The following is an 11812-nucleotide window of genomic DNA, read 5'->3' on the forward strand; positions in this document are numbered from 1 at the left end:
AATCCTTTCAGAATATATTTTTATATTTTTTTCATAAAACACTTGGATAATAATTAAAGATTTCTCTATATTTGCACCGCATTAGAGCAAAAATGGTGATTGTAGCTCAGTTGGTTAGAGCGCTGGATTGTGGTTCCAGAGGTCGCCGGTTCGAAACCGGTCTTTCACCCTACATAACAAGTCAATAAAGATGCGCCTTACGGCGCATTTTTTTATGGCTAAAATTATAGACCTACTACATACCGAATATACGATCGCATATATTGTGAGAAAATACACAAGACCTAGTATTTATCCAAAAATAGTGACTTCAAAGCCATTTTCATCATTCACAAATGAAGAAAAAAAAGCTATTCTGAAAAAATACAGTCGCTGGTATGTTTACTATTCTTTTGAACATCCTACGGCAAAAACATCAACCGGACAACCTAAAAAAGTTCCGCAAACCCCCATCTATTTTAATGTAAATCAAGATTACAAAGACTTTGACGAGCGGTTAAAGTTCTTGAAAATGGTTCGAAACAGTGTTGAGAAGTTTTTAAAAGATGGATTTTCACCCTATGAAACAGGAGAAACAGCAAGTGAGCACACTGCCCTTTCGGCACTGGACTTTGCTTTGGAAATTAAACGACCGGAAGTAAAGGAAACCACATTTTCAGGCTACGAAACCCGAATCAACCTATTCAAAAAATACTTAAAAAGTCAGGGATATTCTCATTTCTCAATTAAGGATACCAATAAAAGTATTGTTTTCCAATACCTGAGAACCATTAAAAATGCAACTCACCGGAATAATTCAAAGGGTGCTTTAAGCGCAATCTTCACAGTTCTTTCCAGCGAAGATTTGATTCCAGTTAATTTCATCAAGGAGATTCAAAATTCAAAAAAGGAAGAAAAACCCGTAAGAATCTATACCGAGGAAGACGTGAACGAGATATCAACTCTCTTAAAACAGCACGATCAAACACTTTTGATGTTTATTAAATTTGTTTCATTTATGTTTTGGCGACCTATTGAAATTCTTAGAATCAGAATAGAGGATGTGAACTTTGAAAAAAATACAATTTCGGTTGAAACCAAAACAAAATCAAGCAAAACAAAGATTATTCCTAAATTATTGATTGAAGAATTAGCCGAATTCGCGAAGGGAAAAACTGGTTTTTTATTCAAACCTGATAAAATTGATAACTGGGATTTGCCCGAAGAAGACAAACGAAAATATTTTACCAGACGATTTGCCCGATTTCGTGATAAATTTGAAATTAGCAAAGATTTTAAGCTGTATTCGTTCCGACACACCTACATTACTAAAATCTATTTAGAACTGCGTAAAACGCTTTCTAAGCACGAAACAATACAGCAATTAAGCCTTATCACAGGGCACGAAAGTAAAGCTATTTACAACTACATTCGAGTTAATGATGTTGAGCTACCAGAGGATTACAATAGTTTTTTGGAATAGATTTAACGAATATCAACCCTGCTGTTTTTTGGAATATGTAATTATTAACTAATACTTCACTTTTAAATATGTAACTTTTAAGTTACCTTTGTATATGGATAGAATAAGAGAGGTTATTCCTTACGAAAATCATTTCGAAGATTTTTTAAAGGAACAACCCGGTAAGGTGCAAGATAAAATCTTTAAAATCATAGAAATTATTGAGACTTACGAAAGGGTTCCAGTACAATATCTAAAAGCAATAACAGACACCAACGGACTCTACGAAGCAAGAATAAAACTGGCTTCAAATATTTGGCGTGTATTCTGTTTTTTTTTTGATAAAGGCAAACTGGTAATCCTTTTAAATGGTTTTCAAAAGAAAACACAAAAAACACCGAAAAAAGAGATAGACAAGGCTTTAAAATTAATGAACTCGTATTACGAAGAAAAAGCAAAAGAAGATGAACACTAAAAGCTGGGCAAACATTAAAGATAGCGTTTACGGTGCTAAAGGAACCGACCGAAGAGATGAGCTTGAAAGAGATTTTGAAGCTACAAAAATAGGATTCCTTTTACGTAAAGCCAGAGAAGATAAAAACATGACTCAAAATGAATTAGCTGAGCTTGTAGATAAAAAGCGCACCTACATTTCAAGAGTTGAGAACAACGGCAGTAATTTAACTCTAAAAACTCTTTTTGATATCGTTGAAAAAGGATTGGGCGGTAAGGTTAAAATTCAAATTGAATTATAAAAAGATATCAATAACATTGGACAATAAAAAAAGAGAGCCGCTAAGCTCTCTTTTGTCGTTTATGGGTTTCTCTCTTTATGATTCTGCATCAACTCATCAAAAGGGGCTAGTGCTTGTTTCCAATATTTATAAATGTAAACTTTGGAGAACTCGAACTTAACGTACAATTTCACCATTGAAAAACTAACGGATAAAATTGCTGACCTTAAGGAGAAACATGCAAAGGAACTTGCGGAACTTAGGGAGAAACACAGCAAGGATATCAGCGATACTAATACCAGCACAACCAAAGAAACGGTTCAGGCAATCACTCAAATGCCGGCCATTCAATCTGCTTTGGGTGCTTTTGCAAACAATCTCATTCCCAGCAACACCAACGGTTTGAATGGTTTGGCTGATCAGCTGAATATTCAGGAAAAACAAATCATTGATGCAATCCGAAGAATGCAACCCGATGCACAGGCCTATCTTGCACAAATGCTGTACGTTCTCTTTTCAAAACCTTATGAGGAACAAATGCAGATATTCAGCTCACTACAGGCTTACATGACCCAAGAAAATGAGGAGGACGATATTTAAACGGTTTACACTTAAAAAAGGCAATGGCAATTATTGAGTTAATGGCAAAAAAGAAAGCCTCCAAATTTGGAGGCTTTCTTTTTTAATAATTTCCTTATTCTTCCTCTATAGGAACAGCCTTCTTGTAATCTTCTTCAGTGATAGAAAATTCAATATCTCCATTAAAAATAGGATGGCAAGATTCTGTGTTTCTTAAATCTTTACATGTTAAAACTAATAGCTTTTCATCATTAAAGCTTATTCGTACGGAATCAATTGACGTTTCACTAAAATAAGTTTCTCCATTAACACTTTTTTGTTCATGAAATTCGTTTGGCGGTAAAATAATTTGTTTTGAAGCCAAAACATTATCTTTCCCTAATCTAGTGCTATATGAATCAATGCTAATTACATGCGAAGTTTTATTTCTTAAAATGTAAATTGTTTCTGAACCCCTCCACAAAAGTTAAGAATGCAAGCTAAAAATGTACAAAGTAATATTTTCATATTTTAATTTATTTATACTCACTGAATAAATAGTCTACGTGTTGTTCAGTTGTATTATTAAATATGTCATTGCAACCCGATGCTCAGTCCTATCTTGCTCAAATACTTTACATTCTCTTTTCAAAATTCTATGAGGAACAAATGCACATATTCAGCTCACTACAGGCGTACATAACCCCAGAAGTTGAGCCGGACGATATTTAACCGGTTCACCGAAGAAGAAGAGACTGTCTCATAATTACGAAACAGCCACCTCTTTTTTAATTAAAAATAGGGTAACAAGCATATGTACCGTTTGTAAAATACAATAATAGCCTAATTCTCTAAATCAGATTCCTCAATGGTGAATTTTATCCAGCCTTTGTCATCTTTAAATATCTTCCACGAATCTGGATTGTAAGGGCTATGGATTTCTAAATTATTTACAGCCTCCTTAGTCCACACTTTCACCTCTTCTCCTTCTATTTGTAAAGAAATTTTAACGTATGATGTTGTGTTATTGTATTTACTAACAGGATCGTCACCAATATCACCTCCAAAGTCATCACTTGAATAATCTAAGGTTTCTCCTGCTAAAACTAAATGCTCTCTTGAAATGAGTTTTTTTTCATCGCCTGTTGACACCTCAGGAAAAATAAAAACAAGGCCTATATCATGTTGAGTATTGTTAACGTATAAGACTTCGTAATTATAATCCCAATCAGGTTCACGATCCCAATCAAACAAACCACAACCACCTAAAAAACAAACCAATAACAATATTAACACATTACGGTAAATCATAGTCATCATTGTATATTTTATCAATTTTCTCATCATATTTTGTATAGTTTTTTATTTTATCTTTTAATTTAGGAATGCTAGTAACCGAACTTGTTAGACAGGAATAAACCTCCTTTATAGTTAAGTCTGATATATTATTTACTGCATCCATCAGAAATCCCGGATCGTAAAAATCTTCTTTAGGGTTCCAATTTGGAGAAGTTCTCGTACCATAATAATCCCTGTAAAAATAATCAGCACAAAAATTAGCCCACATTTCTCCAACACCACAGTATCCTGAATTAGCCCCAGTACCACTACCATAAGGTGAAGCTTTACTCTGATAAGTTATAATATAGTTAATATATTTAATCCAATATCTTGAGCCTACCGTTTTAAAATGACTTGCGTGAGAAAGTTCATGAAAAACCAACAAGAAAGCTTTCTTTGTTCCGTTATCAGGATGAAGGTCTACTATGATATCGGGTAAACAAAGCCTGAAAAAAGTATTGGTCAATGCCGATGCTCCTATAAAACCATACTTGTAAAAAAAACTTGCAATTCCAGACTTCGGTCTAAATCCATAAACACCCCCGTAGATTTCATGGTTTACGGGGGTGTTTTTATAATCCTTAATTATACACAATGAAATTTAAACGTCATTCAGTCTTTATATATGTTTTTAGAACATTCCTCTCATTTTACATTTCTCAACAAACGTTTTGTCTCACTATTTTTACACCTAATGTTGTGACACTTTGATTTATCGCATTGTTTTATGTCACATCTAATTTTAGTATAATATAAATATGTTAAAAAACACAACTCCTATTTAACTATTTATTTTTAAGAACATTACATTATATATATTGTTTTAAAATCAAATTATATGAAAATTATGGATTTGACTGTCTAAATATTATACTTAGTTTTACTCCTTTATTAAATTTAAATTTTTACAAAATGAAAAAAAAATTATTACTACTCGTATTTGTTGTTACGGCACTTACTAGTATTGCTCAAGAAAAAAAAATGACTGCGAGCTATTACAATTCAAATGAATTTGGAATTGCCTTATTTACGAATAAAGGTTTTTATCCTGAATTTAGAATCGAAGCTAGCAATGAACAGTTAAGAGATGCTTCATATTCAGTATTTCTTAAAAATGATTTCAATATCAATACGTCTAAAGGTATTGATTTGTCTTGGGGAGTTGGCTTCTCATATTCTGATTCAGATGAAGAGTATATGCGACTACCCGTTTATATTACTAAAAAAGGTATTATTAGTGATAATTTGAAGTTAATGCTAGGACTTGAATTCAAGACTGAATTTTCTGATGAATTTAAAGTTTTACCAAAAATAGGGGTTGGTATAAATTTTTAGATAGAAAATTATGAAAAATATTAGATTATTTGCTTTAGTAATCGCAACTGCTTTCATCTTTGCATCATGCGATAAGTGTAACGAGGTAGACACAACTCAAAACAATGAGCAACTTAATAAAATCAGCGCTTCTGAATTTTTAAGTTTTGATAGTAACTTAGATGTTATGTCACCTTCCGGAAATACAAAAGCAAAATCCCAAATTAAAACAATGTGGGATGCGTATCAGGAAGTAGTTAATTATTCAGTAGACCCTGAAAAAGAAGCAGAGTACCAACAAGCTATTGAACAATATTCCAGCATTCTAAAGCCTATTGGGAATAATGAATATGAGATGATTATAAGTGATCCGATTGTTGCTCAAAAATTTAATTCAAATGGTGTATTAGCAATTGGTAACAACATCTACATTGCAGAAGTAGGTAAAATAACCAAATACGCAAAAGAAGATGGGATATTTAAATTGGTTAAGGAATTTAATCGCCCATTTGAGGAAATTCAAGATATTGAAATTGACAGTAGTTCCTTCACAAATACTACAAAATCAGCTCAGGTTATTACAAAGACTGGTGAGTGGACAAGTGATTCATATTCGATTAAAGTAAGTCGTCGAAGAAGAATTCGTGTTTGGATGTATGCCGAAACCTATGGTGATATTGGAGCCAGCGTCGGAGCCAAAAGTAAATATTACAGAAAACACTGGAAAGATAAAAAGGGGGACAATCGCTTAGAATTTAAATGTTCTGAACTCACCTACACAAACTCATCTGGCATCTCAAAAACTATCAATAATGAGACTGCAATGTCCAACACCAAAGATCGTGTTCACTTGTATGCGGCCAATAGGTATGTAAACATGAATGGGAACAAAGAGTATTCCATAACGAACCCTATCGTTAAATTTTGGAGAAGTTCTACAGGATCTGGTACAGCATATGTATTTGATGATTTTCATTAATTAAAAATTAAATAAGCCACATAAGAATGGGGAGCTGTAAAGCATCCCCGTTCCTTTGCTTTGAAGTTTACAATTTACAAATATTCAAATTTTATTCTTTTCACAGTACTCTTACTCACTTATTTTGAGGTTATCGTTTTATTAATACTCTCTCCCATCCAAGCAAGCTTTTACGCTTAGGCATTTAATTTTTATTCTTTAGAGTGTTCCCTATTGTGGGCATGGTAATATTTGTAAAAACACTTCGTTTTGCGGTGCTCATTTCGACACCCTAAAACAACCATATCATTAGTTATTTCTAGTCGTAAATCCTATCCTTACCCAACAGATCATTAATATTTTCGATGTGCTTTTCTTGGTTACTTAAATTTTCTCCGTTGTTCACGCCTTGTTTTAATATTCTTACAATCTCGTACTTATCCGTATATGGAGCTTTATCGTTGTTTTCCTTAATAAATTTCATAACCTCAAATATCCGATAGGGTTTTACAAGAAATGTTCCTTTAGGAATGTAATCAACCTCTTTTAATTCACAATCACCATAAAAAACTATTATTGAAAAAAACGGAATATTCTCAAATTGTTTAAGTTGTTTTTTTAAAGTTTCAATATGATTTATGTTTTGCTTAATGGGATTATAGAAACGATATTTTCTTTTGCCGTTAGCTAGAACTTTGATCCAATGAGAATAATTACCATTGCCATAAATCCATCCACTGTAATCCTTTACTTCAAATACAATTATCCCTTCCGTTGTGGCAACGACTACATCAATTTGAGAAAACTCCCCATTACGTTTTTCTATACATAAGTCATGAAATATAGTTTGTGCAGGTATTCCACGTTTCAATAATTTTAAAACTAAATCTCTTTCTGTTTTTGTTCCCTGATTTAAGGATGTAACAGTTTTGAGCAATTTTATATCTCGAATTTTTCTAAATAATTGGATAAAACTAACAAGAAGAACTAAACCAATAATTATCCATAGAATAACGTTATCATTTCCATTAATATATTTCCAAATTTCCATTGTTAGTCTTTCAATATCAGTTTTGTCCGTTTCTCGTACTTTCTAAAATATTAACTATATAGCCATCCCAATCCACCCCTAATTTATTGGAATGCAAACTCACACATTATTCTTAAAAGGTATTAAAATTTACATTTTGTAACAAAAACATTTTCTAATTCAGAAAATAATCAAAGGCCTTTTATCATCTAAAATTCATATAGACAGTGCTGTTGAGTGGAATAAATGATCGTCAAATTTCAAAATATTCTTTTCTTATTCTCTTTACTGTACTACGACTTACACCAGTAGCGGAAACGGTTTTATATATACTCATGCCACTTTCTAAACAAGCTTTTACATTTGGGTATTTTTCAACCTTAGATTTGAAGTCTTTATTTTTTGCACCTTTTGGTTTCCACTTGTAAGCACCTCTTTTTTTAGCTTCTGCAATTCCTTCCGCTTGTCGCTCTCTTATTCCGGCTAACTCACTTTGTGCGAAAATTGCAAGAACACTAGCAATAATCTCAAAGCTTGGATCTTTTTTACCATCTCTCAAACTAGAAAGGTTCATCTTTCTAACAGTTACACAAATATTGTTTTTAGAGAAAAAATCAACCGTAGTTACAAAATCCACTAAATCTCTGCCTAGTCTCTCGATATCATAAACCATCAATTCCGAGATTGTTTTCTGTTCAACCGCTTTTAATATTCTCTTTGCAGATGGTCTTTCAAAAAATGGAACGTCCCCCGAAATTTTATCTGTAATTTTTACACCTTCCTCTTTTTCAAATACAGATGTTTGCCTAGCTACATTTTGCTCAACGGTAGAAACACCGATGTAAAAGTATTTTTCTTTCATAATCACTTTTTTTGGGTTCATTTTTTAAGTGGGTTCAAAAACATGCTTTTTTGATGGTAAAAGGTTAAAATATCCCTCGTTTTTTGGGTTCTGTTTAAACCATACCCTATTTTGAACCCGATTCTTGTTTGTACAGTTCTTTTATTTTTTCGTGTAAGTATTTTACTTCCTCTTCGAGCAGTAGCACATATGGAGGTATCGGGTTTTGCGAACCTTTATTTATTATTGCTATTTTTCTGTGTAGAGTTGATCGGGAAATTGACAGTTTGTCTGCGAACTCCTGTCTGGTCATTGTTTTATATTCCATAGTTATTTAGGGTTTAATTGAGTTTTGCAAAATGAACAAATGTTTTCTGTTTTTATATCAATCTGTGCTCCGCAGTTAGGGCACGTTTCAAATACTTCATGGTTCGGTGTTTTTCTATTCTTTTTCATATTTTATAGGTTCGGTTAATTCAATAAACTTATCGTTGAGTATATTTCCAGCTTTTATCTTTCCTTCGTTCAAAAGCTCTGTTAGTATCGGATTTATCTCTCTTCCCAATTCATTGATTAACTCGGATCAATTCGAAAAGTAGCTGGCTCAAAAGGAATAATTTAATTTTGTTGACTAGAATTTAGACGATGGATTCAACAAAAGATCACTACAAACTCTCACTTCAAGCAATTTTATCAGAAGAGATATTTTCTTACTTTGAGATCACTCAAGTTATTATTGATGAAACAGCCTTAACCAATGGAGAGCTTTATACAATAATTACCAATAAAGCAGCAAAAGGCCGAAAAGGAGCATTGGCTGCCATGATTCAAGGGACTCGATCTGAAAATATCATCTCCATCTTAAAGAAGACTCCTAAGAGTATTAGAGGTTTAGTCGAAGAAGTAACTCTGGATATGGCGGGAAGCATAAATAAAATCGTACAAAGCAGTTTTCCCAAAGCAAGCAGGGTGATTGATCGTTTTCATGTTCAGAAATTGGCTTATGACGGTTTACAGCAAATGCGGATAGCTCATCGTTGGGATGCTTTAAATGAAGAATCCAAAGCGATCAGAGAAGCTAATTACAGGGAAGAGAAATATCAGCCGGCCGTATTTGATAATGGGGATTCTAAAAAGCAACTTTTGGCAAGAAGCAGGTATTTACTTTTTAAATCTGCAAACAATTGGACAAGAAGTCAGAAAAAACGTGCAAAAATTTTATTTGCCCAATATCCTGACATGAAAGAAGCATACATGTTAACTCATAACCTCAGATTGATATTTACACAAACCAAAGAAAAAGGTATTGCTTATACAAAATTAGCTCATTGGTTTAGAAAGGTTGAAGAGACTGGATTTAAATCATTCAGAAGTATTAAAAACACTATCCAAGATCATTATCAAGGTATTTTAAACTACTTTGATAATCACAATACGAATGCTTCGGCAGAATCTTTCAATGCAAAACTGAAAGCATTCAGGGCATCACTTAGAGGGGTGAGAGAGATTAACTTCTTCCTTTTTAGGGTAAAAAAATATATGCATAAAAAAACTTACTCCACCTGATATTTGAATTGATCCAAACGAAACCTGTAATTGTTAAGATAATATTTCATCGGAATTTTCTCGTAACACATCTATATCCCTTTTGTTATTGGTAAGAAATTGAGGAATTCAATGATAAAGTCCAAAAATAAGATAACCAAACCCAATATACAGCCAACAATAATATCACAAAAAATAATACAACCAAGAGTCTGTCAATCACTTTGGCTCTTTTACTAAAAACATCATAATTATTCATCTTAATCATACTTACATTACAAAAACACGAAAAAAAAGCAAATGTGTGATTTTTAATTTCTCAGTCATATTCTACATTAAACAACTCTTTTTTATTTATTGGTCGGGGTGGAGTATTATATAAATCTTCAGGATTGCATTCAAAAAAATCAGCAAGTCTTATAATTACTTCAGAAGGAAAATCTTTTGAAGAACCCTCCGGTGCATTAAGAATCCTGCTAACATGCTCTCTTGTTCTACCCATCATCAGTGCAATTGCTTTTCTGAGAGCAGCTCCTTCCTTAGCTTTTAAATTCCCCAATCGATCATTGATGTTAAATTTTTTTTGCATTGAATACCGCTATTTTAAAACTATTGCTTAATTTGTGCGCTAGAGATCACATAACTCTTATTCTATTTCATAATAAAGATTACGAATTTCACGAAACTGTCCAAATTAAACAGACACTTTTTGATTAAATAATTCACACCTTATGTCAAAAGGCGATATTATAAAAACATTAATTACGGAATCGGGGTTGCCAATTACTGAAATTGCAAGAAGAATTAATGTTGACAGGCGAACAATATATGCCTATATGAAGAAAGACAATTGGAAACCTGAGACCTTAAAACAGATTTCAATTGCCTGTAATAAAGATGCCAACTATTTGCTAAAAAAAATATTGGACAGCAACACTAAACAAGAAGAAGATAAACAGATAAAAATAGAAGAACCAGATGTAATCTATCACAATACAAAAAAAATAAACGATCTTTTAAACGAAAATGCAGTCCTCTTACACAAATTGGTAGAATTACAGGAGAAACACATTTTACTGCACGAGGAGTATTTACAATTAAAAAAAAACAATTCCGCCAAGTAATAATTCGCACAGACAATTTCCTCTAAATTCAATTTTAAAACAGGTATTTTAGAAACTCAACACATTCAAAATATTAGTCTAAAACAGATTATTAATTACATCGAGGCAACAAAAAACAACTCCACCTACGCTTAGGCCTTAAAGATTTTAACTGACGCAAACCTGGCAGACATATTTTTTTAGACATAAAAATATTTGAGCTATTGCAAAAACCAATAATCACATCCATGCAATTCCGATTTTTACGGCTATTTTTGCACTCAATAAAATTCTCAACTTCCAAAAAAAAGAGTCGGGATATCTATTGTTAGTGGTGGCTTCTTTTTCTCACAAGTCAAACTAAAGCTTTCAAAAAACAGAATTAAGTAATGAGCAAAATAAAGATCGATTTGGAGTTGTTAAAGCAGAATGCAAAAAATACCGAAACTGCTACCAAAGAATTATTCACCAGACTAAAAAAAAAGAAACCCAAACAATTGGATTCTATTGTTCACACACTTCATGATGAAGTATTCGAAGATCTGGATTGCCTGGAATGTGCCAACTGCTGCAAGAGCATTAGTCCGATTGTTATTGATAAGGACATTGAACGCCTGGCAAAACAGTTTAGAATGAAACCTTCCGAATTCATCAATCAATATTTATATATGGACAATGAAAACGATTATGTGTTTAAGGAAACCCCTTGTCCGTTTTTGATGCCTGACAACTACTGTATGGTTTATGAAAATCGTCCCCGTGCCTGCCGTGAATATCCACATACCGACCGCAAACGCTTTTATCAAATACTCGATCTCACATTAAAAAATACACATTACTGTCCTGCTGTTTACGAAGTAGTCGATCGCCTTAAAAAGAAAAAAGAACAACTATAAGCAAGAATCTTTTCATTCGGATTTCTATCTTTAGAATGCCTAAGCAATCAA

General features: G+C 32.8%; 16 protein-coding genes and 1 tRNA gene. 10 read left to right on the top strand and 7 right to left on the bottom strand.

What is annotated here, in order from left to right; all coding sequences use genetic code 11:
- The first annotated feature begins 94 nt into the window (after window positions 1–94).
- The 5 genes from ACY0M5_RS00420 (at window position 95) to ACY0M5_RS00440 (ending at window position 2775) form a co-directional block, all read left to right on the top strand.
- A tRNA-His gene (locus tag ACY0M5_RS00420) sits at window positions 95–170 on the top strand.
- Window positions 171–214: 44 nt separating this feature from the next.
- Window positions 215–1462: a tyrosine-type recombinase/integrase gene (locus tag ACY0M5_RS00425; RefSeq protein WP_461630450.1), complete on the top strand. Its 1248-nt coding sequence runs from the start codon at window positions 215–217 to the stop codon at window positions 1460–1462.
- Window positions 1463–1556: 94 nt separating this feature from the next.
- Entirely contained in the window at window positions 1557–1916 is a 360-nt protein-coding gene (locus ACY0M5_RS00430) for a type II toxin-antitoxin system RelE/ParE family toxin (RefSeq protein WP_461630451.1), read from the top strand.
- A complete protein-coding gene (locus ACY0M5_RS00435; protein ID WP_289529225.1) occupies window positions 1906–2196 on the top strand; it encodes a helix-turn-helix domain-containing protein in 291 nt (96 codons plus the stop codon). Before ACY0M5_RS00430 ends, ACY0M5_RS00435 begins: the two co-directional genes overlap by 11 nt.
- Window positions 2197–2337: 141 nt before the next feature.
- Complete coding sequence (locus tag ACY0M5_RS00440) at window positions 2338–2775, top strand: hypothetical protein (RefSeq protein WP_461630452.1); 438 nt, start codon at window positions 2338–2340, stop codon at window positions 2773–2775.
- Between the two features lie 94 nt (window positions 2776–2869).
- Here ACY0M5_RS00440 and ACY0M5_RS00445 read toward each other — a convergent pair whose 3' ends face one another.
- The 3 genes from ACY0M5_RS00445 to ACY0M5_RS00455 all read right to left on the bottom strand — a co-directional run bounded on the left by ACY0M5_RS00445 (window position 2870) and on the right by ACY0M5_RS00455 (window position 4669).
- On the bottom strand, window positions 2870–3118 hold the full coding sequence (locus tag ACY0M5_RS00445) for a hypothetical protein (protein ID WP_461630453.1): 249 nt from the start codon (window positions 3116–3118) through the stop codon (window positions 2870–2872).
- Window positions 3119–3576: 458 nt separating this feature from the next.
- Window positions 3577–4050, bottom strand: coding sequence for a hypothetical protein (locus ACY0M5_RS00450; protein WP_461630454.1), 474 nt, complete (start codon window positions 4048–4050; stop codon window positions 3577–3579).
- Window positions 4031–4669, bottom strand: coding sequence for a hypothetical protein (locus tag ACY0M5_RS00455; protein ID WP_461630455.1), 639 nt, complete (start codon window positions 4667–4669; stop codon window positions 4031–4033). Before ACY0M5_RS00455 ends, ACY0M5_RS00450 begins: the two co-directional genes overlap by 20 nt.
- A 317-nt stretch (window positions 4670–4986) precedes the next feature.
- On the opposite strand from ACY0M5_RS00455, the gene ACY0M5_RS00460 reads away from it, so the two are divergent.
- Together ACY0M5_RS00460 and ACY0M5_RS00465 are read left to right on the top strand one after the other, a co-directional pair.
- Complete coding sequence (locus ACY0M5_RS00460; RefSeq protein WP_461630456.1) at window positions 4987–5409, top strand: hypothetical protein; 423 nt, start codon at window positions 4987–4989, stop codon at window positions 5407–5409.
- Window positions 5410–5419: 10 nt separating this feature from the next.
- Window positions 5420–6367: a hypothetical protein gene (locus ACY0M5_RS00465; RefSeq protein WP_461630457.1), complete on the top strand. Its 948-nt coding sequence runs from the start codon at window positions 5420–5422 to the stop codon at window positions 6365–6367.
- A 298-nt stretch (window positions 6368–6665) separates the two neighbouring features.
- Here the strand turns inward: ACY0M5_RS00465 and ACY0M5_RS00470 are convergent, their stop codons facing one another.
- From ACY0M5_RS00470 to ACY0M5_RS00480, 3 genes are all read right to left on the bottom strand, one after another.
- Window positions 6666–7397 (bottom strand): nuclease-related domain-containing protein, encoded by a 732-nt coding sequence (locus ACY0M5_RS00470; protein ID WP_461630458.1) that lies wholly within the window; start codon window positions 7395–7397, stop codon window positions 6666–6668.
- Between the two features lie 232 nt (window positions 7398–7629).
- Entirely contained in the window at window positions 7630–8238 is a 609-nt protein-coding gene (locus ACY0M5_RS00475) for a recombinase family protein (RefSeq protein WP_461630459.1), read from the bottom strand.
- Window positions 8239–8344: 106 nt separating this feature from the next.
- On the bottom strand, window positions 8345–8545 hold the full coding sequence (locus ACY0M5_RS00480) for an HTH domain-containing protein (RefSeq protein WP_461630460.1): 201 nt from the start codon (window positions 8543–8545) through the stop codon (window positions 8345–8347).
- Between the two features lie 317 nt (window positions 8546–8862).
- Between ACY0M5_RS00480 and ACY0M5_RS00485 the strand changes: the two genes are divergently transcribed.
- Window positions 8863–9783, top strand: a complete 921-nt coding sequence (locus tag ACY0M5_RS00485; protein WP_461630461.1) for an ISAon1 family transposase — start codon at window positions 8863–8865, stop codon at window positions 9781–9783.
- A gap of 298 nt (window positions 9784–10081) precedes the next feature.
- Here the strand turns inward: ACY0M5_RS00485 and ACY0M5_RS00490 are convergent, their stop codons facing one another.
- On the bottom strand, window positions 10082–10351 hold the full coding sequence (locus ACY0M5_RS00490; RefSeq protein WP_124992533.1) for a hypothetical protein: 270 nt from the start codon (window positions 10349–10351) through the stop codon (window positions 10082–10084).
- 142 nt (window positions 10352–10493) lie between these two features.
- Here ACY0M5_RS00490 and ACY0M5_RS00495 point away from each other — a divergent pair, with 142 nt between their 5' ends.
- Together ACY0M5_RS00495 and ACY0M5_RS00500 are read left to right on the top strand one after the other, a co-directional pair.
- Window positions 10494–10886, top strand: coding sequence for a terminase gpP N-terminus-related DNA-binding protein (locus ACY0M5_RS00495; protein WP_101308062.1), 393 nt, complete (start codon window positions 10494–10496; stop codon window positions 10884–10886).
- Between the two features lie 368 nt (window positions 10887–11254).
- The gene (locus tag ACY0M5_RS00500; protein ID WP_461630462.1) at window positions 11255–11761 is read left to right on the top strand and encodes a YkgJ family cysteine cluster protein; all 507 of its coding nucleotides are present in this window, start codon (window positions 11255–11257) and stop codon (window positions 11759–11761) included.
- Window positions 11762–11812 lie beyond the last annotated feature (51 nt).

Source organism: Labilibaculum euxinicum, from assembly GCF_963678175.1.
Taxonomy (GTDB): Bacteria; Bacteroidota; Bacteroidia; order Bacteroidales; family Marinifilaceae; genus Labilibaculum; species Labilibaculum euxinus.

What these genes read in the sequence shown, in the direction of transcription:
- ACY0M5_RS00460 (WP_461630456.1), top strand. Translation starts at nt 4,987, where the DNA reads ATGAAAAAAAAATTATTACTACTCGTATTTGTTGTTACGGCACTTACT.
- ACY0M5_RS00500 (WP_461630462.1), top strand. Translation starts at nt 11,255, where the DNA reads ATGAGCAAAATAAAGATCGATTTGGAGTTGTTAAAGCAGAATGCAAAA.
- ACY0M5_RS00475 (WP_461630459.1), bottom strand. Translation starts at nt 8,238, where the DNA reads ATGAAAGAAAAATACTTTTACATCGGTGTTTCTACCGTTGAGCAAAAT.
- ACY0M5_RS00470 (WP_461630458.1), bottom strand. Translation starts at nt 7,397, where the DNA reads ATGGAAATTTGGAAATATATTAATGGAAATGATAACGTTATTCTATGG.
- ACY0M5_RS00430 (WP_461630451.1), top strand. Translation starts at nt 1,557, where the DNA reads ATGGATAGAATAAGAGAGGTTATTCCTTACGAAAATCATTTCGAAGAT.
- ACY0M5_RS00485 (WP_461630461.1), top strand. Translation starts at nt 8,863, where the DNA reads ATGGATTCAACAAAAGATCACTACAAACTCTCACTTCAAGCAATTTTA.
- ACY0M5_RS00480 (WP_461630460.1), bottom strand. Translation starts at nt 8,545, where the DNA reads ATGGAATATAAAACAATGACCAGACAGGAGTTCGCAGACAAACTGTCA.
- ACY0M5_RS00425 (WP_461630450.1), top strand. Translation starts at nt 215, where the DNA reads ATGGCTAAAATTATAGACCTACTACATACCGAATATACGATCGCATAT.
- ACY0M5_RS00490 (WP_124992533.1), bottom strand. Translation starts at nt 10,351, where the DNA reads ATGCAAAAAAAATTTAACATCAATGATCGATTGGGGAATTTAAAAGCT.
- ACY0M5_RS00465 (WP_461630457.1), top strand. Translation starts at nt 5,420, where the DNA reads ATGAAAAATATTAGATTATTTGCTTTAGTAATCGCAACTGCTTTCATC.
- ACY0M5_RS00435 (WP_289529225.1), top strand. Translation starts at nt 1,906, where the DNA reads ATGAACACTAAAAGCTGGGCAAACATTAAAGATAGCGTTTACGGTGCT.
- ACY0M5_RS00450 (WP_461630454.1), bottom strand. Translation starts at nt 4,050, where the DNA reads ATGACTATGATTTACCGTAATGTGTTAATATTGTTATTGGTTTGTTTT.
- ACY0M5_RS00495 (WP_101308062.1), top strand. Translation starts at nt 10,494, where the DNA reads ATGTCAAAAGGCGATATTATAAAAACATTAATTACGGAATCGGGGTTG.